Annotated in this window: 16 protein-coding genes and 3 pseudogenes; 9 read left to right on the top strand and 10 right to left on the bottom strand. The window is 70.4% G+C overall.

All coding sequences use genetic code 11. The annotated features are described in order from the left end of the window. Nucleotides 1–85 precede the first annotated feature (85 nt). The 3 genes from ACFYR3_RS36915 to ACFYR3_RS36905 all read left to right on the top strand — a co-directional run bounded on the left by ACFYR3_RS36915 (nt 86) and on the right by ACFYR3_RS36905 (nt 5,269). Nucleotides 86–1,234: a branched-chain amino acid ABC transporter permease gene (locus ACFYR3_RS36915; protein WP_389286346.1), complete on the top strand. Its 1,149-nt coding sequence runs from the start codon at nt 86–88 to the stop codon at nt 1,232–1,234. Nucleotides 1,235–1,239: 5 nt separating this feature from the next. Further along, nucleotides 1,240–2,517: an ABC transporter substrate-binding protein gene (locus ACFYR3_RS36910; protein ID WP_355839211.1), complete on the top strand. Its 1,278-nt coding sequence runs from the start codon at nt 1,240–1,242 to the stop codon at nt 2,515–2,517. Between the two features lie 331 nt (nt 2,518–2,848). After that, nucleotides 2,849–5,269: a SpoIIE family protein phosphatase gene (locus ACFYR3_RS36905; RefSeq protein WP_355839325.1), complete on the top strand. Its 2,421-nt coding sequence runs from the start codon at nt 2,849–2,851 to the stop codon at nt 5,267–5,269. 149 nt (nt 5,270–5,418) lie between these two features. Here the strand turns inward: ACFYR3_RS36905 and ACFYR3_RS36900 are convergent, their stop codons facing one another. Further along, nucleotides 5,419–7,035: a cation acetate symporter gene (locus tag ACFYR3_RS36900; RefSeq protein ID WP_355839213.1), complete on the bottom strand. Its 1,617-nt coding sequence runs from the start codon at nt 7,033–7,035 to the stop codon at nt 5,419–5,421. After that, nucleotides 7,032–7,529, bottom strand: a complete 498-nt coding sequence (locus tag ACFYR3_RS36895; protein WP_355839214.1) for a DUF485 domain-containing protein — start codon at nt 7,527–7,529, stop codon at nt 7,032–7,034. Before ACFYR3_RS36895 ends, ACFYR3_RS36900 begins: the two co-directional genes overlap by 4 nt. Before the next feature lie 268 nt (nt 7,530–7,797). On the opposite strand from ACFYR3_RS36895, the gene ACFYR3_RS36890 reads away from it, so the two are divergent. Continuing rightward, the gene (locus ACFYR3_RS36890) at nt 7,798–8,805 is read left to right on the top strand and encodes an NADP-dependent oxidoreductase (protein ID WP_389286343.1); all 1,008 of its coding nucleotides are present in this window, start codon (nt 7,798–7,800) and stop codon (nt 8,803–8,805) included. 317 nt (nt 8,806–9,122) lie between these two features. Here the strand turns inward: ACFYR3_RS36890 and ACFYR3_RS36885 are convergent. Then, a pseudogene (locus ACFYR3_RS36885) lies at nt 9,123–9,542 on the bottom strand (IS4 family transposase); the annotation flags it as partial. Nucleotides 9,543–9,938: 396 nt separating this feature from the next. On the opposite strand from ACFYR3_RS36885, the gene ACFYR3_RS36880 reads away from it, so the two are divergent. Further along, nucleotides 9,939–11,123, top strand: a complete 1,185-nt coding sequence (locus tag ACFYR3_RS36880) for a type III polyketide synthase (protein WP_355839218.1) — start codon at nt 9,939–9,941, stop codon at nt 11,121–11,123. Between the two features lie 171 nt (nt 11,124–11,294). Here the strand turns inward: ACFYR3_RS36880 and ACFYR3_RS36875 are convergent, their stop codons facing one another. Then, nucleotides 11,295–13,460: a SpoIIE family protein phosphatase gene (locus ACFYR3_RS36875; protein ID WP_389286341.1), complete on the bottom strand. Its 2,166-nt coding sequence runs from the start codon at nt 13,458–13,460 to the stop codon at nt 11,295–11,297. A gap of 253 nt (nt 13,461–13,713) precedes the next feature. On the opposite strand from ACFYR3_RS36875, the gene ACFYR3_RS36870 reads away from it, so the two are divergent. From ACFYR3_RS36870 to ACFYR3_RS36860, 3 genes and pseudogenes are all read left to right on the top strand, one after another. Next, nucleotides 13,714–14,058: a transposase gene (locus tag ACFYR3_RS36870; protein WP_389286355.1), complete on the top strand. Its 345-nt coding sequence runs from the start codon at nt 13,714–13,716 to the stop codon at nt 14,056–14,058. 37 nt (nt 14,059–14,095) lie between these two features. Beyond that, nucleotides 14,096–14,233: pseudogene (locus ACFYR3_RS36865) on the top strand (transposase); the annotation flags it as partial. Between the two features lie 80 nt (nt 14,234–14,313). Next, the gene (locus ACFYR3_RS36860; protein ID WP_355839222.1) at nt 14,314–14,835 is read left to right on the top strand and encodes a hypothetical protein; all 522 of its coding nucleotides are present in this window, start codon (nt 14,314–14,316) and stop codon (nt 14,833–14,835) included. A 77-nt stretch (nt 14,836–14,912) separates the two neighbouring features. Here ACFYR3_RS36860 and ACFYR3_RS36855 read toward each other — a convergent pair. The 4 genes and pseudogenes from ACFYR3_RS36855 to ACFYR3_RS36840 all read right to left on the bottom strand — a co-directional run. Next, nucleotides 14,913–15,017: pseudogene (locus ACFYR3_RS36855) on the bottom strand (IS5/IS1182 family transposase); the annotation flags it as partial. Beyond that, the gene (locus ACFYR3_RS36850) at nt 14,987–15,970 is read right to left on the bottom strand and encodes an ADP-ribosylglycohydrolase family protein (protein ID WP_355839224.1); all 984 of its coding nucleotides are present in this window, start codon (nt 15,968–15,970) and stop codon (nt 14,987–14,989) included. The gene ACFYR3_RS36850 and the pseudogene ACFYR3_RS36855, both read right to left, overlap by 31 nt. Nucleotides 15,971–16,307: 337 nt before the next feature. Beyond that, a complete protein-coding gene (locus tag ACFYR3_RS36845) occupies nt 16,308–17,420 on the bottom strand; it encodes an aminotransferase class V-fold PLP-dependent enzyme (RefSeq protein ID WP_389286338.1) in 1,113 nt (370 codons plus the stop codon). Nucleotides 17,421–17,705: 285 nt separating this feature from the next. After that, nucleotides 17,706–19,418 carry an MFS transporter gene (locus ACFYR3_RS36840; RefSeq protein WP_356782218.1) on the bottom strand — a complete coding sequence of 571 codons (1,713 nt, stop codon included), beginning with the start codon at nt 19,416–19,418 and terminating at the stop codon, nt 17,706–17,708. A 287-nt stretch (nt 19,419–19,705) separates the two neighbouring features. Here ACFYR3_RS36840 and ACFYR3_RS36835 point away from each other — a divergent pair, with 287 nt between their 5' ends. Further along, nucleotides 19,706–20,479, top strand: coding sequence for a TetR/AcrR family transcriptional regulator (locus ACFYR3_RS36835; protein ID WP_355839230.1), 774 nt, complete (start codon nt 19,706–19,708; stop codon nt 20,477–20,479). A 378-nt stretch (nt 20,480–20,857) separates the two neighbouring features. On the opposite strand, the gene ACFYR3_RS36830 is transcribed toward ACFYR3_RS36835, so the two are convergent. Together ACFYR3_RS36830 and ACFYR3_RS36825 are read right to left on the bottom strand one after the other, a co-directional pair. After that, nucleotides 20,858–21,784, bottom strand: coding sequence for a TIGR03943 family putative permease subunit (locus ACFYR3_RS36830; RefSeq protein WP_389286336.1), 927 nt, complete (start codon nt 21,782–21,784; stop codon nt 20,858–20,860). Further along, nucleotides 21,781–22,800, bottom strand: coding sequence for a permease (locus ACFYR3_RS36825; protein ID WP_355839234.1), 1,020 nt, complete (start codon nt 22,798–22,800; stop codon nt 21,781–21,783). The genes ACFYR3_RS36830 and ACFYR3_RS36825 overlap by 4 nt, the downstream gene beginning before the upstream one ends. Between the last annotated feature and the right edge of the window lie 123 nt (nt 22,801–22,923).

The following is a 22,923-nucleotide window of genomic DNA, read 5'->3' as shown; positions in this document are numbered from 1 at the left end:
ACGGCACGCACTACAGGCCATGCACCCACCGGGACCGAGAGGTCACAACCCTACTCGTGAGGGCTGCAGAAGGGATGGTCCTCTAATGAGCACCATCACAGCGTCACTCGGCACCGGCCGGGTCCGGTGGCTGCGGCCCACGCTCACCGTCATCGTCGCGGCGGCGGTCGCCGTCGGCGCACCGTTCTACTTCGCCCCCTTCCAGGTCTTCCAGCTGACCATGGTGCTCGTGTACGCCGTGGCGCTGTCCGGCCTGAACCTGCTGACCGGCTTCGGCGGGCAGATCTCGCTCGGGCACGGCGCGTTCTTCGCGGCGGGCGCCTACACGGCGGCGGTCATGCTCGACCGGTACGACACCGGCCACCTGGCCACACTGCCGGCCGCGGCCGCCGGATGCTTTCTGCTGGGCCTCGGGTTCGGCGTGCCCGCGCTGCGCCTGCGCGGGCTGTACCTGGCCCTGGTCACCCTCTCGTTCGCGGTGTTTCTGCCGCCCCTGCTCAAGCGGCTCGAACCGGTGACGGGCGGCTCCATGGGGCTGACCGTGAACAAACTGCAGCCACCGGCGTGGAGCGGGCTGGCCGAGGACCAGTGGACGTACTTCGTCGTCCTCGCCGTCACCGCGGTGGCCCTGCTGCTCGCCCGCAACCTGCTGCGGTCCCGGGTCGGCCGGGCACTGCTGGCCGTGCGGGACAACGAGAGCGCCGCCGAGGTCATGGGTGTGCGGCTGTCGCTGCACAAGACCCTCGCCTTCGCGTGGAGCGCGATGTTCGCGGGTGTCGCCGGGTGTCTGTACACCTGGGTGATCGGCTTCGTCTCGCCCGACTCCTTCAGCTTCGTTCTGTCCATCACACTGCTGGCCGGCCTGGTGGTCGGGGGTCTCGGCTCGCTGTACGGACCCCTGTTGGGGGCGGCGTTCGTGATGTACGTGCCGAGCGTGTCCCAGGACGTCAGCGAGGCGGCGCCGGGAGTGGTGTTCGGCCTGCTGATCATCACGGTGATGTTCGTGGCCCCGACGGGACTGGCCGGTCTGCCGGGCCGTGTCCTGGGCGCAGTCGCCCGTCGCCCGCCTCGCACCACCGCTGCCCCCGACCGGATGCCGGAGGCCGAATCCGCGCCCGATGCGGAGCCGGAGTCCCAGGCCCTGTCCGGACCCTCCGAGACCCACACTCCTGCGGACCCCGCAGTTGTCGACGCCGAACCCGTGGGCGCACCGCCCCGCACGGAAAAGGAATGAACCACATGCGCAAGACGACCGCTCTGCGGGCGGCCGCGGCCGCGACCGCCGCACTGCTCACCGCGACCGCCTGCAGCAGCCAGCGAGGTCAGGACGCCCAGGACACCACCGCCGGTGGCGCGTGCAAGGGCCAGCAGACCACCGGCATCACCGACAAGACCATCAAGCTGGGTGGGATCTACCCGCTGTCGGGACCTGCCTCCGCGTACGGCACGATCAGCAAGGGCGTGGCCGCCTACTTCAGTCACGTCAACGACACGGGTGGCATAGACGGCCGCAAGGTCGAGTTCGTCGTCCGCGACGACGGCTACCAGCCGCCCAAGGCGGTCGAGGAGGCCCGCAGACTCGTCGAGCAGGAAAAGGTCTTCGCGGTGTTCCAGACCCTGGGCACCCCGTCCACGGCAGCCGTGTGGGACTACCTCAACAAGCAGAAGGTGCCGCAGCCCTTCGTCGCGACGGGCGCCTCCGCCTGGGGCACGGGCGACCAGCACCCCTGGACCATCGGCTGGCAGCCCAACTACGTGGCCGAGGCACGCGTGTACGCCAAGTACCTCAAGGACGCGAGGCCCAGGGCCAAGGTCGCGGTCCTCTACCAGAACGACGACTTCGGCAAGGACCTGCTCGGCGGGTTCAAGAAGGCCGTCGCCGGCAGCGGCGTCAAGGTGGTCGCCGAGGAGAGCTACGAGGTCACGGACCCCTCCGTGTCGGCACAGATGGCGAGCCTCGCACGCTCCAAGGCGGACGTGCTGCTGGATGTCACCACCCCCAAGTTCGGCAGCCAGGCCCTCGCCGCCGACGCCAAGAACACCAAGTGGAACCCGCTGCACATCGTGAACAACGTGGCCTCGTCCGCCGCCGTGCTCAAGCCGGTCGGGTTCAAGAACGTCCAAGGCGTGGTCTCGGCCACCTATTTCAAGGACCCCGCCGACCCGCAGTGGGCCGCCGACCCCGAGATGAAGGCGTACAAGGACGCGCTCCACAAGTACGCACCCGACGCCGACCCGGCCAACCAGTTCAACGCCTACGGCTGGGCCGTCGCCTCCAGCCTGCACCAGGCCCTGGACGCGATGAAGTGCCCGACCAGGGAAGGACTGCGGGACGCGGTGCGCAGCCTGAAGGACGTGAAGGTGGGCATGCTGCTGCCCGGGGTCACCATGTCCACCGGCCACGGTGACGCCTTCCCGCTGGAGACGATGCAGCTGATGCGGTTCAAGGGCGAGCGGTGGCAGCTGTTCGGTGAGCCGGTCGACACCCGCAAGGAGTTCGGCCCGGCGGCGAAGTGAGCCGGCGGGGGCGGTCCGCGTCGATGCCCCGACGCCTGGGGACCACCCTCGCCCTGTCACGGGAGCCCGGAGCCGTGCGTGCCTGCCGGTACGTGGACGATCCGACGTCCGCCGGGCACGGCGGCGCCGGACCGGGCCGCCGGCCGTGGAGGAGGCTCGCTGTCCAGCGGACGCGCAGGAGCCACACCAGGCTGGGTGTCCGCGGGCCGCTGACAGCGGACCGGCGGGCCTGCCGGGATCACCCGCGCCGGCTGCGGTCGGCGCGCGCGCGGCTCCACCGGGTTCACTAGGCTTAGGTGTATCAGCGGGTCAGCCGGCGGTGGAGATGCGGATGACGGAGCTCAGCGCAAGCTACGACGATCCGTTCGCCCCGCGCCTCGCCGCCCTGGCGGTGCTCGACGACCGGGGAGTCGTGGTCGGATGGAACCGGCGGGCCCAGGAACTGCTCGGCCATCTGGACGCGGCCGTGATCGGGCGTCCGGCATTCGAGGTCCTTGTCGATCCTCGTGATCTGCCGACTGTCACGGAGGCCGTGGCAAACTGCAGGAGAGCCGGCGGCTGGTTGGGCGTGCTCAAGGTGCGGCACCGCGACGGGCGACTCGTCGAGATGGGGCTCAGGGCCCATGTGCTCTCACGCCATGACCGGGTCCGTGAGTGGATTCTTGCCGGGGCACTCGCGGCTGACCTCCTGGAGTGGCAAAGAGACCGCGCGGTTCTCGACGGGTTGTACCGCCGGAGCCCGGTCGGCCTGGTTGTCCACGGGCCCGACCTGACTCTTCTCCGGGTCAACCGGGCCATCGAACGCGTCACCGGCGTCCCGGCAGCGGACTTCCGGGGGCTGCCCACGGGCTGTTTCCTCGTAGCCGATGACGCACGCAAGGCCGTGGACCGTGTGCGCCAGGTGATGGAGACCGGAAGACCGTTGGTCTACTCGGAGCAGTTCGTTCGCCTGGAGCGGGACCCGGCACAGGAGCGGGTCGCGATGGTCTCGTCCTTCCGGTTGGAGGACCCCTCCGGCCGCATCCTGGGTGTGGCCGAGATGATCGAGGACATCACCGAACGCCATCGGGCCCAGCGTCGGCTCGCGCTCCTCGACCAGGCCGGCAGCCGTATCGGAACCACCCTCGACGTGGCAGAGACCGCTCGTGAACTCGCCGAGGTGATGGTGCCTCACCTCGCCGACCATGCGTCAGTGGACCTGTTTCAGCCGGTGACGCGCGGTGAGGAACTGGCGCAGGCCATGGCAGGGCCTGTGGTACGAGTGGGTGCCTGCAGCGTCGGCGCCCAGCAACCCGGCCCGTCCCACCCCGAGGGTGAGCCGGTGGAGTTCGGGCCCGACACACCCCAGGCCAGATGCCTGGCCGAAGGGCGGCCCGTCCTGGAACCGGTTCTTTCGCCCGACTGGTTCTCAATGAAAGGCCACCAGGGGGTCCACGCTCCGGACCTGGGCGTCCACTCGCTGATCGTGGTACCTCTTGCCGCGCGTGGCCTGGTGCTGGGTGTGATGACCCTGTGGCGTTCGCTCCGCCCCGATCCCTTCGAGGCGGACGATCTCACCCTCGCTCAGGAACTCGCCTCGCGCGCCGCCGTTGCCGTCGACAACGCCCGGCGCTTCACCCAGCAGCAGCAGACCGCGTTCACCTTGCAGAGCAGCCTTCTGCCCCGGGCGGTTCCGGACCAGTCGGCCGTCGAGGTGGCCCTGCGCTACCTGCCGGCCAGCGCGGCACCGGGTCTGGGCGGCGACTGGTTCGACGTCATTCCGCTGTCCGGGGCCCGGGTCGCCCTCGTCGTCGGCGACGTGGTGGGACGCGGCATCCATGCTGCCGCCACCATGGGCCGGCTGCGTACTGCCGTACATACGCTCGCCAGCCTAGACCTGGAACCGGACGAGGTCCTCTCCCGCCTGGACGACCTGGTCACCCTGCTGGCGGCCGAACAGGAGGGGGCCGGCGAACGGCCCGTGGGCGAGCAGGTAGTCGGCGCCACCTGCCTTTATGCCGTATACGACCCGGTATCCCGGCGCTGCTCCGTGGCCCGTGCCGGCCACCCGCCGCCGGTGGTGACGGCTCCGGACGGACAGGCGGCACCGCTCGACCTGCCCGCCGGCCCGCCGCTCGGCCTGGGCGGGCTGCCGTTCGAGGCCCGGGAGATCGAGCTGGCCGAGGGAAGCCTGCTGTGCCTGTACACCAACGGAGTCATCGGCGAACGCCACATCGATGCCGACGTCGGCCTGACCAAACTGTGTGCGGCGCTCTCCCGCCCTGCGGACGCACTGGAACGGACATGCCAAGCGGTGGTCGACTCGCTCGTGCCGTCGCGCCCCATCGACGACGTCGCTCTGCTGATCGCCCGCACCCACGTCCTGCCACCGGACGATGTCGCCTCGTGGAGTCTGCCGCTGGAGCCTGCCAGCGCCGCCCGGGCCCGGGCGTTGACCTCGGCCAAGCTGACGGAATGGGGGCTGGAGCACTTGGCGTTCACCACCGAGTTGATCGCCAGCGAACTGATCACCAATGTCTACCGTTACGCCAGCGGCCCTGCGACCCTGCGGCTGATCCGTGAACGGTCTCTGGTGTGCGAGGTCAGCGACACCAGCCACACCTCACCACACCTGCGCCGCGCCCGTACCACCGACGAGGGCGGGCGCGGTCTGTTCCTGGTGGCCCACATGACCGAACGCTGGGGCACCCGCTACACCCGCGAAGGCAAAACGGTGTGGACCGAGCAACCGCTGGTCGGCATGCTCACCTGACCGTCGCAGGCCATTTCGGTCGCCGCCTTACATAGCGGCGCGCGTGTCGGCATCTGGCTGCCCTGGGGCCCGTGCGGGGGCTTGGGCCCAAGGGCGGACTGCGGCGGCGGGGGCGGGGCAGCCTGCTCGGTCCGCCCCCGCCAGCTCGGTCATTCGGCTGCGGCGAGCAGACGTTCCTCGCTCTCCTCGTACAGCAGCCGGCTCTCCCGGCTGTCAGCGGTGCGGCGCCGGTGGTCCAGACGGCTGCCCAGCCAGCCCGCCAGGTATCCGAACGGGATGGAGACCAGTCCGGTGGACTGCATGGGGAACCAGTGGAAGTCGGCGTTCGGGAAGACGGCGGACGGAGTGCCCGAGACGGCCTTGGAGAAGACCATCAGCACCAGCGCGCAGGCCGCGCCGCCATAGAGGGTGGCGAGCAGGCCGGTGCGCGTGAATCCTCTCCAGAACAGGGAGTAGGTCAGCGCGGGAGCCACCGCGGATGCCCCGATGCAGACGGCCAGAGTGGTCAGCACGCCGACATCCCATTTTTGGACCAGGGTGGCGAGCCCGATGGCCACGGTTCCCACGGCCACGCTCGTCCACGCCGCCACTGTCATCTCCGTACGCGGCTCCGCCTGTCCCCGTCGCGCCGCATGGGCGAACAGGTCGTGGGCGAGCGACGAGGCCGCGGCCAGCGTCATCCCCGCGACCGAGGACAGCAGAGTGATGAACACCGTTCCCGCCACGGCCGAATAGAGAATCGTCGCACCCGCGGAGGCGGGAGCCCCGCCGAGCACCTGCGACAGCATGAGCACCGCCGTCCTGCCGTGCGGGTCGACCGCAGTGATGGACCGCGATCCCACCAGGGCTGCCGCGCCCGTACCCAAGATGATCACGAGCAGGCAGAAGGTGGTGACCGTGCCGACGGCCCACGACATGGAGCGACGCACGGCAGGTACGTCCTGCGCGGAGTACAGACGCATGGTGATGTGGGGCAGGCAGGCCACGCCGAGGACCACGGTGATCTGGAGACCGACGAAGTCCAGCCGGTCGCCGGCCGAGGTGCCCAACTGAAGGCCCTGCTGAAGGAAGGCGGGGCCCGTGCCGCTGCCGTGCTGGGCGGCCCTGAGCAGGTCTCCGGGGTTCCAGCCGAAGCGGTGCAGGACCAGGGCGGCGACGACGACGCTGGTGCCGAGCAGGATGACGATCTTGATCATCTGAAGGAGCGCGGTTCCCCGCATGCCGCCGAGCGCCGCGTAGATGATCATCAGGCTGCCGACGATGACGATGCATGCCGTCCTGGCGCCCGCCCCGTGCGGGATGTTCAGGATGAAGGTGAGCAGCGACCCGGCCCCGGACAGCTGGACGACCAGAAAGGGCAGGGTCGCCGAAAGCGTCACGACGCAGGAAGCGATGCGCACGGCCCGCCCGGGCATGGTGCGGGCCAGGACGTCGCCCATGGTGAACCTGCCGGCGTTGCGCAGAGGTTCGGCCAGCAGGAACATCAGCAGCACCAGGGACAAGCCGGTGCTGACCGTGAGGACGTAGCCGTCGTATCCGGCGAGCGCGATGATGCCGCTGGTACTCAGCACCGTGGCCGCGGAGATGTAGTCGCCCGCGATGGCCAGGCCGTTCTTGAACGGGGTGAGCGAAAGGTAGCCGGTGTAGAAGTTCGTCAGGTCGTCGCGGTCCGGTCCCGTCATCACGCACATCAGCAGCGTGACGGTGACCAGGGCGGTGAAGAGGACGAGGACGGTGGCCTGCGACCCGGAGTCGAAGTCGGTCATCTCGCCACCCCCGCGGGCCGGTCGGCCGCCCGCTCCCTGACGACGCGGGCCAACGGGTCCACCGAGCGTTGTGCGCTGCGCTCGTACGAGAAGACCGCCGCGAAGGTGACGACGAGCTGAAGGATCCCCAGGGCTATTCCCAGACTCAGCTCTCCGGTGATCCTGGCCCCCATCAGCTCCGGTGCGTAGCAGGACAGCAGCACGTACACCACGAAGGAGCCGAGTGCGGTGATCGAGGAGACCCGGCGGAGCACGCGGTAGGCCGAGCGAAGGGCTGCCAGGTCGGCGCTGTGCCGATGCGTCTCGTGCGCGCACGGTTCCTGCCGGGCGGCTTGCCCGTACCAGTCGTACGCGGCGTCGTCGTATCCGGACGGGGAGGGCTCCTGCCCCGGATCCCGCCCGTACGACTCGTACCCAGGGGCACGGTCGTACGGCTCGGTCCGCGGCTGCGGCCATTCCTGCTGCGGGTACCGCTGGTCATGGGGATATGTCATCGCGTGGCCTTCCGGCTCGGCTCGGTTCCGTGGAGGGCTGGGGGGAGGCGTGGCGGCGCACGATACCGACTGGTTGGTATGCTGGACAGTCTGTGGGGCGTCACGTTTTGGGCTCGACGTGACATCCGGCCGGCGCTGTCGGTCGACGGCTCGACGGCCCGCGAACCATAGGTGCCCGCCGGGCGCGGCGGCCTGTGGCGCATGTCACGGTCACCGGCGTACCTACTGGTCGGTATGGTCAAGGGGAGCCGCAACGACAGGAGGCGCGATGTCCGCGACCAACCGCCAGATCCGTCTGTCAGCCCGCCCCGTGGGCGAGGTCCAACCCGATGACTGGGAGCGCTGCGCGGGACCCGTCGAGGAACCGGGCCCGGGCCGGTTCGCGGGTCGCACACGCGTCATCTCCCTGGACCCGGCGATGCGGGGCTGGCTGGACGACCGTCCTTCCTACCTGCCGCCGGTGGGCATCGGTGAGGTGATGCGCGCCGGATCGGTCATCGAGGTCACCGCCTCCAACCACCCCGACTTCCAGCCGGGTGATCACGCGGTCGGAATGTTCGGCGTCCAGGAGTACGTGGTCTCCGACGGCAAGGGCGCCCTGAAGATCGACACCACCCTCGCCCCGCCCTCGACGTATCTGGGCGCACTGGGCATGCCCGGTATGACCGCCTACTTCGGCCTGCTGGACGTCGGGGCGTTGAAAGACGGCGAGACCGTCGTGGTGTCGGGGGCGGCCGGCGCGGTCGGCACCATCGCGGGTCAGATCGCGAAGGCCAAGGGCTGCCGGGTGGTGGGCATCGCCGGTGGGCCGGAGAAGTCTGCGTTGCTCACCGACGAACTGGGATTCGACGCGGCGATCGACTACCGCGCCGACGACGTCAGGAAGGCGCTGCGCCGGCACGCCCCCGACGGCATCGACGTCTACTTCGACAACGTGGGCGGCGACATCCTCGACGCTGCCCTGACCCGGCTGGCGATGCACGCGCGCGTCGTGGTCTGCGGTGCGATCAGTCAGTACAACAACGCCACCCCGGTCAAGGGCCCCTCGAACTACCTGACACTGCTGGTGCGCCGCGCCCGGATGGAGGGATTCGTCGTCTTCGACTATGCCAAGCGCTACCCGCAGGCGGCGCAAGACATCTCCGCCTGGATCGCCGACGGCCGCATCAAGGTCAAGGAACACGTCGTGAGAGGGAGCGTGGACGACTTCCCCGAGGCGCTGCAGATGCTCTTCCGCGGCGAGAACGTCGGCAAGCTCGTCCTGGAGCTGGCATGACGGCCGCCGGGAGCGGGGCCGCGCTTTAAGGGTCGGCGAGGCCACTGCGGTGGCCTCGGAGCAGTTGACTCTCTGCAGGGTCAGCGGATCGGGCCGCTCGCCCTGGTCGGCCTCGGCCTGGCGGACCCATTGCCCAGGGCCTTCTTGTGGATGCCCAGGTCCTGGACGGCGTGCGAGACGGGGCGGCCTGATGTCCTCACCTCGCGAACGGCTCGCTCACGCAACTCGTCGGGGTACTTCCAAGGCCGCTTGGTCAAGGCGAGTTCACGGTTGTCAACGCCCCGGAGAGGGGTCGTGCCGGCAGCCGGACGTTTTCACTCGTCGTCAAGCCCGTGGACGCCGCGGGCGATCCTGCGGAGGATGCCCTCGTGGACCCACCGGCCGAGTTCGGCACGCAGTCCGCGTGCCTCGTCCAAGCCGAACCCCGGGGGATCTCGCAGGCGCGCCAGGAACGTGCCGGGTCGGTCCCCATCAACTGCAGCGTCCGGTCACGTCGACCCACCGGGGCCGGTTGACTCTGGTCCACGGTGATGGTCACGTCGCTGATGCGGGCTGTGCCGAGGACCTGGGCCTGGTCCGGCGGTGACTCGTAGCGGGAGATCGGGCAACTTGACGCGGCGCGGGGCGATTCGCGGCCGACGCGACGGCAGCAGGTTCTCCGGAACAGCCTGTCCAATCCGGCCTGGTTCTCCGTCAGGCAGCACGCGGCGGGTGACGGTGTTGACGAGCCGGTCCTTTTCGTCGACCACCGGGAGTCGTTCGATGCCGTGTCGCGTCATCAGCCGGGTGGCCTCCGACGGGGCCGCCTCCGTGGGACCGTCACGGCGGGCGCCGACACCAGCCCGCCGGCAGTGCGCGCCCGGACCAGGCAACCCCCCGACTGACGGCGGGTCAGGTAAGGCCGGTGGAGCCGTCCTGAGGGCCCCTCTGTTTCAGCGGTGTGTGCCGTATCACGCCCCCCAATACGACCCAAGTTGCCTTAGTCACAGCGCAAATGTCCCTTTTGCGTCCATGCTCGACCTGGACAGCGACTCCCGAAGTGGAGTCCGTCGGCATGGGCGCGAAGTTCCGAAGCGGCCCATGACGCAGCCCTCGTGACGTTCCTCCTTGTTTCCCCTGGAAAGGTGCCCATCATGGCCGCTTACCTCTGCCCTCCTGCCGTGATACACGGCGAGCACGCCGTGGAGACCAGCCAGATCGTGGCGGAGGTGCGCGACCGGCACCCGCATGCGCCGTGGGCGCCGCGGATCGACGGCATCGCGGCCAGTACGGGCATCGAGACCCGCGGGTGGATGCTGCCGCTGGAGACCGCCGTAGCGCCCGGCGACGGCGGCGGCCTGCAGGCTGTCGGCATCGGGACCGCCCAAGAGGCGCTGGCACGCGACGGGTTCACCCAGCAGGACGTGGACCGCGTGATCGCCGCCCTCGAGGCGATACCCGCGCCGCAGACCGTCCAGGAGCGCACCGCGCCGGCCTGGGAGGCCGTGCAGTCCTACGGGGAGCGTGCGGCGCGCGGGGCCCTGCAGATCGCCGGGCTGGACCCCGCAGACGTCGACTGCCTGATCACCAGTCACTCCACCACCCCGGCGCTGCCCGGTCTGGACATCGCCCTGGCCAACAAGCTTGCGCTCCGCAACGACGTGATGCTGCTGCCGGCCACGCAGTGGGCCTGTGTCGCGGGGACCCGCTCCCTGGCCCTGGCGGCTGATCTCGTGGCCGCGGACCCCGATCGGGTGGTCCTGGTCGTGATCGCGGAGGCGCTGAGCACGACCTACCAGCCCGCGGACGACACCCTCGAGTCCCTGATCGTCCGGTTGCTGTTCGCGGACACCGCAGTCGCCGCGGTGGTCACGGGCCGCCCGAGGCGCGAGTCGGTGCTGCGGCTGGACGCGGCCTGGCACCACACCGTGCCCGACACCCAGGACCTGCACTGCCTGGAAACGCGGGCGGACGGCACCCACTTCGTGATGGACCGGCGCGGGCCGCGCGCCGTACAGGAGACGGTCACCGCGATGTGGGAGTGGCTGCGCGTCCGTTACCAGGACGACCCCGACTCCTGGCACCCCGACGTTCTGCTCGCGCACCCCGGCGGGACCCGGGTGCTGGAGTACATGGAGCAGACGATGCCCGACGCATGGCCGTCCGGGCTGCTGGACTACAGCCGGGACAGCTACACGAGCGGCAACCGCGGGGGCGCCGCTGTGTTCGACATCCTGAGGCGGGCGCACGACGCCGGACAGAAGTCGGGCAGTCGCGCCGTCCTGTACGCGGCGGCACCGGGCCTCACCGCCACTGCCCTGGAAGGGGAGTGGCTGTAGTGAGAGCCCGCGCCACCCGTGGCAGCGAACGGGCCGCCCGCATCACCGGTCACGCCACCGGTACCGCTGAGGGCGCCGTCCGTACCGTCGGTGGCGCCGGCTGACGCCGCACGCCGCCCCTGCCCTCGCCGCGCTCGTGTACGCCCGGCCGTGCCCCGCCCCGCAGCCGCGTCATCTTGCGACTTCCGCCCAGACCACCTTGCCGGCGTCCGTCCACCGCACCCCCCACCGGATGGTGAGCCGGTGCACGATGTGCAGGCCACGCCCGCCGTCGTCGAGGAGGCCGCCCCGGCTCAGTCGCGGCCTGCCGTTGCCGGTGTCGCCCACCTCGCACAGCAGGCCGTGACCACCGGCCCTGATCAGTCGTATCGTGATGGGACCGGCGGCAAAGCGCACCGCGTTCGTGACCAGCTCGCTGACCAGCAGCCGCACGTCGTCCTGGGTGTCGCTCCTGGTGTGCCATTGCCGCAGCAGTGCGGAGACGTGCGCGCGGGCACGGGCGGGCGCGTCGTCGCGAGCGGGTAGCCGCCAGGTCGCGGTGTCCCCCTTGCGGTAGCCGATCATGCGTGCGAGCAGCAGGGTCACGTCGTCGCGCTGGCGCACGGGCGCCAGCGCGGAGACGACGTGCCGTGCGGCCTGCTGCAGGGCATCCCAGGGGTGCACCGAGGACACGGCATCCGCCAGCCTGCTGATGCCCTCGTCGATAGGCAGGGCCGGATCCTCCACCAGGCCGTCGGTGTAGAGGGCGAGCAGGGAGCCCGGGGGCGCGGCGAACGTGTGTACGTCGAACGGCTCCCGCAGCGCGAACTCGGCGCCCAGGCCGGGGTGAGGGCGGACCGCGAGCGGGCCTGCGTGCCCGTTCGGAAGCACCAGGACCGGAGGGAGGTGGCCCGCGCTGGAGAGCGCCACGTGGTGGCTGACCGGGTCGTAGAGGGCGATGCAGCAGGTAGAGCCGAGGGCGCTGTAGCCGACCGCCAGCCCGGATTCCGCGTCGTCCAGCAGCGTCACGGTCTCGTCCAGGTGCTCCAGCACCTCGTCGGGTGCCAGCCCCGCGGACAGCAGCGCGCGGGCCTCCATGCTCAGCTGGCCCATGGTTGCCGCGGCTCCCAGGCCGTGCCCGACGACGTCACCGACCACCAGCGCGGTGCGGCCGTCCGGCAGCGGAAAGCTGTTCACCCAGTCGCCGCCGACGCCCGCGCTGTCGGGGGTGGCGGGCTGGTAGACGCTGGCGATCTCAATGGTGTGGCCGCCGGTCCGGGGCAGCAGCCGGCGCTGCAACGCCAGCACCTGCGTGTGTTCGCGCTGGTGTTGACGGGCCAGGTCGACGTGATGGGCGGTCCTGGCCACCAGTTCCTGCAGGTCGAACAACTCGCTGTCCCGGAAGGGGCGGTCCGCCCGCCGCCAGACCTCCGCCACGCCCAGTACGACGGGTGGCGCGCTGTCCAGGACCAGCGGTACGCACGCCACACTCGCCGACCGGTCACCGGGCACCAGGGCACGGATCACTCGCTGACTGCCGAGCAGCCGCTCGACCGCCTTCCGGTCGGGTATGACGATGGGCTGCGGGGCATCGTCCCGCCGTACCGCCTGTGCCAGTAGGCGACTCGCGTCGCTCGGAAGATCGCCGCCCGGAGTCACGTAACCCTCGGGCCACGCCCGGTCCGGCACCAGGGCTGCCCGCCGTAGCCGGATGCGCCCCTGCGCGTGCTCGGTGACTCCCTCGCCCGTCCACACGGCGAAGTCGAGGTCGACGGCGGCCACGTCTCCCCAGGCCAGCAGGGACTCCGCCAGCGACTGCGCGGTCTCGCCGATGTCCAGCGAGGTGCCGATCGCGGTCTCGGCGGCGTACAGGTGCAGCCTCCTGGCCATGGCGATCACGGAGACGGTCAAGCCCTCCTGAGGCGCTGCGGCGGGCAGGATGCTCAGCGAGACCACCAGCTCCGACCCGTCGGCGCGCCGCAGGCGCTGGATCCGGGCGACGTGTGCCTCACCGATCTCCAGGACCTGCCGCAACCGCCGTGTGACCGTCGGTACGTCCCCGGCGGGCAGGAGATCGGCGAAACGACTCCCGGCCACGGCGTCCAGACCCGCGAATACGGGGGCGTCCAGATTGCAGCGGGTGATTCTCAGATCCCTGTCCAGGTTGACCACGCCGAGAATCTGATCCTGACGGTCGGCTGCCGGGTTGTCGGGTACGCGTCGGCGGGTGGCGCGGTCGCCCTGCGCGTTCGCAGGACCGGCCGCCGCTGCCGCTCCGCCGCGCGGGATGTAGCGCCCGAGGGCACTGCTGACCATGTCAAACGGCGAAGAGGACGAGGGGGAGGGTGTGGAGTCCATGCGGCTCTCTCGCAATCCCCGGCGCAGCGCCGGGGCTGTACTCGGACCCATGCGTCGGGGCACCGAGATCCCTGACCGCACACCTCATTGAATACCACCGGGGGCCGCTTCGCCCACACCAGCGGATCGCGCGGTGAACGCTGACGATGAGGGAATGCCGCGGCCGATGGGGTCGTGCTCACCTTGCCGGGGGCGTCGCCCGCCAGGATGCGACGACCGCCGCAGGACCACCGGGCGCGGGTGCTGACGACACCTGCGAGATGAGGACGCCGAGAAGCTGCACCGTCTGCGTGAACGCGACCCCGAACTCGACCGGCTCACCGGTCACGTCAGGAAGTTCGCCGTGATGATGACTGGACGCCACGGCACCCGCCTCGAGGGCTGGATCATCGACGCCGAGCAGGACACTCTGGCACCGCTCGCATCCTTCGCCCGCAACCTCCGCCGCGACTTCGACGCCGTCCGCAACGGCCTGTCCCTGCCACATGGTTCCGGCGCAGTCGAGGGCAACATCAACCGGCTGAAGATTCTGAAGCGCCAGATGTCCGGCCGGGCCGGTCTTGATCTCCTTCGCATACGTGTCCTGCTCGCGCGATGAGTCCAGAGCCTCGCATCACAAGATCCTCGACAGAACCGAAATCCGCGACGGTGCGGTCGCCAACCGTCCGATCTATGTGGCCCTGGCTGTCACCACGGAGGGCCGCCGGGAAATCCTCGGTTTGTGGGCCGGTGACGGCGGCGAGGGCGCAAAGCAATCTTGGAGAGGCCTGCTTCTGCCCGGCCTTGCGGTCGAGTACATCCTGAAACCAACGCACTCTGTGCAAGTAGGTCGGTGTCGCGCACACTGTGCGTCATGGACAACGGCGCTTTGTGGGTGGCCTTGCTGACGGCTGCCACAGCGGTGGTCGCCAGCTGGGTGACCAGCAAGGGGAACGCCCAAGCCGCTCGCGTCCAGGCCCAAGCCGCCGCCGAGGCCGCGCACATCGCCCGGCAGCGCGAGGCACGCAGAGCGACACATTTGGACTTCATCCAGCAGGCCAATGAAATGGGGATTCTGTACCGCAGGATTCCCAAGTACTTGAAGGAGGAGAACCAGGAGGCACGTCTGGCATCCCTCACAGTGCTCCGGGATGAACTGCGCGACTCCTACGGCCCGTTCCTGCGTTCCCTGGCCGTCGTCTCTCTGGAATGCCATCCCGAGCCGATCGCGGCGGCGAACGCAGTCCACACGGCCTCCGGCGAGGCGTATGGCGGCCTCGTCGCCGTCGAGACCGACATACGCGAGGCCGACAGATTCCGCCGAGCCGTCGACGCCTACCTGGCCACGGTCGACTCGTTCATCGCAGCGGCACGACAAGTCGAGCGTGACGTTTAGAGATCCACGTCCGCTGCACGGCCTCGAGGTTGTCCCGTATGGGGCGGGAGTTGTCCCGTGAGGGCGAGGTTGTGAAGTCAGGCGATGCCGAGCGTGGGCTGGTGGTTGCCGTTGCCCTTGAGCCGGCAGTTTCGCGGGATCTTCCAGTTCTTCAGGCGGGACGGGGCGTGCCCGACGCGGGCGAGTTGGCGGGCCCGTCGATCCAGTGTCCCTGTCGGACAGCTGCGCGAGAGTCCCAGCGGCTCCAGGCGGGGATGCTTTCGCGGGCCTGCCGCCAGGCGGCCGGGACGCCACCTGTGCCGGTGCGGCTCGCGACGACGCCTCCCGCGATTGCGCAGGTCGTATCGCGGTCGCCCCACCCGGCGACGGTCTGCCACAGCGCCTCGGACAGGTCGTCCGGTTGCCCCGCGGCGGACCACAGGGCGAACGGCACTGTGTCCGGAGCCGAGATCAGCGTCCCCGAGCCCAACACGGACGCCGCGTGGCGCACCGAAGTGCGCTCGGAGAAGTTCGCGGCCACCAGCAGCCCGGAACGGACGTCGCTTTCCGGCACGTGCGAGGCGACCTCTCGTAGGAACTCGGCGCGCGGCGGCGCGTCCTGGCCCTCGCTGGACGCTGCCAGCGCGGCGGCGACGGCCACGGCCACTGCCCCCGCGACAGCCTCCGCGTGAGCGTGGGTGGTCAGCGCCGACAGCCGGGCCTGCTCGCGTGCAGCCGTCAGGTCGTCCCGGAACCAGGCCCCCAGCGGGGCAACTCTCATCGCGGCGCCGTTGCCGTAGGAACCCTGTCCGCCGAACTGCCCCGTCGTGACGGCCTGCCAGTCCTCGCCCTCACCGATGCGCCGCAGCACACCGTGCATGGACGGGCCGTACTTGCGCCCCGGGTCGCGGTCGTACTCGGCGGCGAACTCCCGTGCCAGGTCGTCCGGACGGATCTCCCCATGAGCCGTCAGATGGGCGAAGAGGACGAACGACATGGCCGAATCGTCCGTCCACGGCCACGGCACAGGACGGAGGGTCCGCGCAGCCCACAGTTCCTCGGCGCACTCATCGGAGCGCGTGAACCAGCTGTCACCGAAGGCGTCCCCCATCACGAGCCCGTCCAGGCTGGCGTGGGCGTGCTGCGGACTGCTCATGGCAAGGCTCCTCTGAATGATCGTTGGCCATGGCATTCTCGCCGTAGGCCGGTTGAGCGTGCGAGCGGATTACCAGGCAGCGGCAAAGCCGCGGGGCGGAGGTCGGCGGGCTGTGCTCCGCTGACGGGACCGACCGCCCCAACTTCGGTGACATGGCGAGGAAGGCCGGCGCCGTCTCGTCGGAGGCCGGCAGTTTGTGGCCGGCGCGCGGCCGGGCAGCGGTGGGATCGGACACCAGCCGGGGTGGGCGTCGGCTCCGCAACCACGGCTCCGCTTTGGAGTCGTCTCGTTGCGTTCCCGGGTCCTGGTTCAGGTCCGCTGGCTCAGTTCCACAGGTTCAGTTCCGCAGTGACGACAGCGCGGCGGCCACCCGGTCGCATGCCTCCGGCGGGGTCGAGGCGTGCGGGGAGAACCTGAGCGAGTCGGTGCGCACCGTCGGGGTGACGCCCTCGGCGTGCAACGCCTTCGCGACGACGGACGGATCGTGGTCCGGCATCGTGAAGGAAAGGATGCCCGCGCGCCGGACAGGGTCGGTGGGGGAGAGGATGCGTCCGCCGTGCGCTGTGACGACCTCGGTGAGTTCGGCGATCCTCGCGGCGATGGCGGCCTCGATCGCGGCGACGGTGTGCCGTTCGACGAGCTCCAGCGCGGCCGCGAACGCGGTGGCCGTCACTGGGCTGAGGTTGGTGATCGACCACCGTCGCGCGTCCGCCGCGGGCGGGTGCTCCGTCCCGTCGAAGATGCCGACCTCCTCGACGCCCGTCCAGCCGGTGAGGACCGGTTCGAGGGACTCCAGCGCGCGATCGGACAGCGCCGCGAAGCCGGTGGCCCAACCCGCGCGCAGCCATTTCTGACCCCCCGCCACCACCACGTCGGCCGCGTCCCAGGCCATCGCGGCCACACCGAACGCCTGGATGGCGTCCACGATCAGCAGCCGGTCCGGCCCGATCGCCTCCCGCAGTGCTGCCAGGTCGGTGCGGAATCCGGTGCGGAAGTCCACGGCGCTGACGGACACGGCCACGACGTCGTCGGTCAGCGCCGCGCGGACCAGGTCGGGGGTGACTCCGCTGCCGGGCGCCGGATCGAGCCAGCGCGGCGTGGCCCGGCCCAGGTCGGCGGTGCGGCGCCACGGATAGTGGTTGGCGGGGAAGTCGGTGCGCGGAGCGAGGACCACACCATCCCGGATGCCGAGAGCGGCGTGGAACAGTCCGGTGGACGCGTTCGGGAGCAGCACGGTGTGCCGGCTGTCGGTGCCCGCGAGGCGCGCGGCCGCGTCCCGTGCGGCCCCTTCCGCGCGCATCAGGCCGTCCACGGTGGTGTGATCGGCGCGGGCGGACTCTTCCATGGCTCGCGAGGTGGCGGCCACGGCGTCCCGCGACGGCGGACCGAACCGTGCGAAGTCGAGGTACCCGGCGGGTGTGTCGAAGTGGGCTGCGTACGACGTGAGCACGGGGCTCGTCCTTCCGGGACGTGCGGGTAGGGCTGCGTGAAGGCGCGTGGGGAGTGAGCGGTGAGCGGGGCCGCGTGTTCGATGGACCGGTGTCCCGCATTTCACCGTCGCGTGCGCGTCCCTACCCGCTCGCACGGTATGTGCTGTGTGCCGCGCGGACCGGCCCGGGGGGCACTGGTTGCCGCGTGTGCCGGCCCACATCCGAAACGGGACGGCCGGGCGACCCCCAGGGGTGCCCGGTCGTCCCGCCGATGCCGATATCGATATACCGATGCGGCCGGGGGCTCAGTGCCCGGCGGATTCCTCGGGGCGCGCGTGGCGCGGCAGGAGGAACGCGAGCAGGAAGGTCAGGGCGAGCATGCCGGCGACGATCCAGAGCACCGTCTGCATGACGGAGCCGAAACCGCTCCGGAAGGCCGACTGTGCGGTGGCCTGCAGCGCGGCGGGTATCCGGGCGCCGGCCTGGGGTGAGGTCGCGGCCGACCGGGTGTCCTTCTCCAAGCGTGCGCAGGAAGCCGGGGTCGCGGCGGGATCCTTGGCGACGGCGCGGTCCGAGGTGCAGGTACGCAGGTCGGCCACGATGCGGTCCTGCGCCGCGGGTGCGACGTGGGCCGCGGTCAGCTGTCCCCGCAGGCCGTCGGCGCGGTGGTCGACGGCCGTGGCCATCCCGCCGCCCAGCAGACCGAAGAACACGGTGCCGAGGATGGCCACGCCGAAGGCACCGCCGAGCTGCTGCACCGCGGTCATCGTGCCGGACGCCGAACCCGTCTCGTGCTGCTCCACGCTGGCGAGCACGATGTCGAAGAACGGCGCCATGAGCAGGCCCATCCCGATGCCGGTGACGAGCAGCGACGGCAGGAGCTGCCAGGGGCCGACGCCGCCGCCCACCATGTCGAGGGTCAGCCATACGCCGAACACGCCGACCGCCATGACGAGCGTGCCCGCCTGAAGGACGGCCCGCCCGAACTTGACGACCCCCTGAGCGATTCCGAAGCCGACGATCATGCCGCCCGACCAGGGCACCATCACCAGTCCCGCCTTGAGCGGGGCGTAGCCGAGGCCGATCTGGGTGTAGAGGTTGAACACCAGCATGAAGCCCTGCATGGCCGAGAAGAAGACCAGCCCGAGGATCATGCCGCCGCTGAAGCCGCGCTTGCGGAAGAGGCTGGGGACGACCAGCGGGTCCCGGCCGGCCTTGCTGCGGCTCGACTCGTACCTGGCGAAGACGACGAAGACGATCACCGAGGCGCCCATCATCACGAACGTCCACACCGGCCAGTCGTACTCACGGCCCTGCACCAGCGGGAAGATGATGAGCAGCGCGGCCAGTGCGACCAGCAGCATGCCGAGGATGTCGAGCCGCGGCTTGCTGTCGGACCGGCCCTTGGGCAAGTAGCGCACGGCACCGAGGATCGCCGCGGCACCAAGGGGCAGGTTGATCAGGAAGATCATGCGCCAGCCGGTGCCGAAGTAGTCGGCGTCCACGAGCCAGCCCGCCAGGATCGGCCCGCACACCGCGGACAGGCCCATGACCGGGCCGAACATGCCGAAGGCCTTCTGCGACTCCTTCGGCGGGAACATCTCCTTGATCATGCCGAGGCCCTGCGGCAGCATCACCGCGCCGAACAGTCCCTGGACGACCCGCGCGCCGATCAGCATCCCGGGCGACACGGACACCGCGCACAGCAGTGAACCCAGGGTGAAGCCGGCGGCTCCGACCAGGAACATCGTGCGGCGCCCGTGGATGTCCCCGAGCCGCCCTCCGGTGACGAGCCCGATGGCCATCGAGAGGGTGTAGGCGGCGGCGAGCCACTGGAGAGTGGAGGCGCCGCCACCGAGGTCGGCCCGCATGGAGGGACCGGCGATGTTCGTGACGACGGCGTCGAGGAGGTCCATCACCTCGGCCGCGAGGATCACGAACAGCGCAGCCCAGCGCCACCGGTAGGGCGCTGGTGAGTCGATGGGCATCTCGGCGGACGCGACACCGGTGGTGGACATCGGAACTCCTCGTGAAGAGGCCGCGCCCGGGTCACGAACCGCGGGTGCGGTGAGGCGGATGGATGTGACTGCCCGGCTTGCCGTCACGGAGGGAGATACGGAAGGAGATGAAGGCACCAGACGCCGGAGAACGCCGTTCACCCTAACAGAACAGTGCTCAGTTGGAGAACGGCGTTCATTAAGATATAGCGCAACTCGGCGGCTCGGACAAGATATATCGCGTTGAGCCTCAGTGAACGCCGCTCTCCGAGAGAGAACACTGCTCTCCCGGCGCCTAGACTGTCCTCATGAGCGACGCGGCCGCCGGCACCCCCGCACAACCTCCGCCGTCCCCCTGGGAGCGCGAGCGCCCCGTTCGCGCCCGCGTCGCCCCCGTGCGGGCACCCCTGTCGCGCGAACGCATCGTCGAGGCCGCGTTCACGGTGCTGGACCGGTCAGGTCTCGACGGACTGTCGATGCGCCAGGTGGCGGCCGAACTGGGGGTCACGGTCTCCGCCCTCTACGCATACGTCAGCTCCAAGGACGACCTTCTGGAGCTGATGTACACCCGGCTCTTCGACGGCTTCACGATGCCCGAACCCGACCCGGAGCGGTGGCGGGAGCAGGTACGGGACTACGCCCGCTCCTGGCGGTGGCGTCTGCTGTCCCATCGCGACATGGCCAGGATCTCCATGGCGCACGTCCCCTTCACCGCCGAACTGCTGCCGCACGTCGAGTCGTTGCTCGCCGTCTTCCGCACCGCCGGACTGCCCGACCGCATCGCGGCGGAGGCCGGTGACCTCATCTCCACCTACATCGACGGCTTCGTCCTGGAGGAGGGCATGTGGCAGGACCGAGCGGCCCAGCACACCGGTGACGGGTCTTCCTTGGCCCGCCCCGACTGGCGTGAGATGGCCGGCGATATGCAGAACTACTTCGCGTCCCTGCCCGAAGCGGACTTCCCCCATCTGCGCGCCCTGGCCGGGGTGATGGTGACGGACTCCTCCGACGAGAGGTTCGACATCGGTCTGGAGATCATCCTGCGCGGCCTGGCGAGCTATCTGCCGGACCCCGCGGCCTGACCGAGCAGGGCTGCCTGTCCGGCTCCGGCCACGTACCTGGCTCGGGCGGCCTGCCTGGTTCCGGCCGCTCGCCTGGTTCCGGCCACTTGCCTGGTTCCGGCCGCCTGCCTGGTTCCGGCCGCTCGCCTGGTTCCGGCCACTTGCCTGGTTCCGGCCACTTGCCCGGCTCAGGCGGCCCGCCTGGTTCCGGCCGCTCGCCTGGTTCCGGCCACTTGCCCGGCTCAGGCGGCCTGCCCGGCTCCGGCCGCTCGCCTGGCTCAGGCCGCCTGCCCGGCCTCGCCCGGCTCCGGGCGCTCGCCCGCTCGGGGTAACGGCCGATCCGCGACTGGCCGGGCCGATCGGGGCAGGTCGCCGTGCACCTGCGCCGCCGCTCTCGGCTCAGTTGTTCCAGCTCTCGTCGTACGGATCGCGCGGCGTCGGGACCGGCCTCGCCGAGCTCACGTCGAGGAACGGGATGATGCCGCCGTTGACCGGGTCCTTCGTGCGCTTGCCGGTGTAGCTGCCGGTGACTTCGAGCCAGGTGTCGGGCTGCAGGACGGGGGGAATCCGCCCGGACAGGCCGATCTTGACCGGCTGGGCGTCGGCGGCACAGCAGTTGAGGGCCATGCGGACGAGATAGGGCGCACCTGCGTGGTCGAGTGCGACGAAGCCCGTGATCTTGACCCGTCGGCCGCCGAGGGAGCGGCCGTGGTCGTACGCCGCCCGGCTCGCGTAGTCGACCAGGCCGAGGGTTACCGGGTCGCCGGCGGGCAGCTTGGTGTAGCCGAAGGGCGCCTGCAGCGCCGTACCGGTGCGCATCGCGCTGTAGGAGCCGAGGGCGGGCGGGGCGACCAGGATGAGCGCGAGCAGCGGGAGGACGAGGAGCCACGAGATACGCGGTTCACGATGTCCGTGTCCGTGTCCGTGTCCGTGCCCATGGCCGTCAGTGTGCCCGTCGGCGTGATCGTCCCCATGAGGGTCTGCGTGCTCGCCCTCGTGCCCGGCTGTGTGCTCGCGATCGTCCGTGTGTCCGTGTGCGCCCGCGCCGATTTCCGTGTCCGAGTGTCCGTGCCCGTGACGGCTCTCCGTCCCGGGCGCCCGCTCGCCGTCGCCCTCGTCGCCGGGGCGGTCGACGGAAGCCTTCCGGTGCTCGCGTATCTCGTACCAGACCGTGGCGAGAGCCGTGATGATCAGCACCACACCGGCCGCGAGGAGCAGGGGCCGCAACCCGGCCTTGACGTAACGCAGATAGAGGTCCGTCACGCTCGCGTGCAGCACCGCCGCGCCGACGAGGAAGAGCACGGCCGCCTGTGCCTGCCGGTTCACAGGAGCACCGCCCCGATCAGTACGGACATGAGAATCGCGAGGGCGAACGTGGTGGGCGCGAACCGTACCGCGAAGCCGCGGCCGAACGTGCCGACCTGCATGGCGAAGAGCTTCAGGTCGATCATCGGTCCGACGACGAGGAACGCCAGCCGGGCCGTGAGCGAGAACTGGGTCAGCGAAGCGACCACGAACGCGTCGGCCTCGGAGCAGATCGACAGGAGTACCGCCAGGATCGCGAGGGCCAGGATCGACACCACCGGATTCCCGGCCGCGGCGTGCAGCCAGCTCGCCGGTACGACCGACTTGAGCGTGGCCGCGGCCATGGCGCCCAGCACGAGGAACCCGCCCGCGTGCATCACGTCGTGCCGCACCGACCCCCAGAACGCAGCCCCCTTGCCGAGGCCCTCGTGCGCGGGGCGGGCCGGCGGGCGCAGCCAGTCGGTACGGCCGAGGCGCTGCCACAGCCAGCCCATCACGCAGGCCACGAGGAGACTCGCGACGAAGCGGGCCAGAACCATCTCCGGGTTCCGGGGGAAGGCGACGGCGGTGGCGGTCAGCACGATCGGGTTGATCGCCGGGGCGGACAACAGGAACGCCAGGGCCGCGGCCGGAGCGACGCCGCGTCGCACCAGCGCCCCGGCGACCGGTACCGAAGCGCACTCGCAGCCGGGCAGGATCGCCCCGGCCATCCCGGCGACCGGCACCGCGAGCGCCGGCCGCTTCGGCAGCGCGCGGGCGAAGAACGACGGCGGGACGAAGACCGCGATGACCGCGGACAGCAGCACACCGAGTACGAGGAAGGGCAGGGCCTGGACCACCACCGCGACGAACACGGTCATCCAGCTCTGCATCACCGGTGCGGACAGCGCCCCGCGGATCGGCCCCTGCGACGCGATGACCAGCAGCAGGAGCATGGTCAGGGCGAGCGGCGAGTTGAAGTTCCAGCCCTGCCGGCCCCGGCGGTCGTCCTCGTCCTGCCGGTGAACCGGTGGCGGGGCTTCCTTGGTGATGGTCACGCTTGAGCTACCTCCGGTCGGGGAAGGGCGCGGCTGCCGATGCCCCTCCGCCTTGAATACGCCGGTTCGGCCACAGCTTCTCACCGGGCGTCGGCGGCATTGCCTGCGCCCGGGCGATTCTTG

The organism is Streptomyces sp. NPDC005784 (genome assembly GCF_042871525.1).
Taxonomy (GTDB): Bacteria; Actinomycetota; Actinomycetes; order Streptomycetales; family Streptomycetaceae; genus Streptomyces.
The sequence above is the reverse complement of the archived record's forward strand: the minus strand, read 5'-3'. Positions and strand labels throughout refer to the sequence as shown.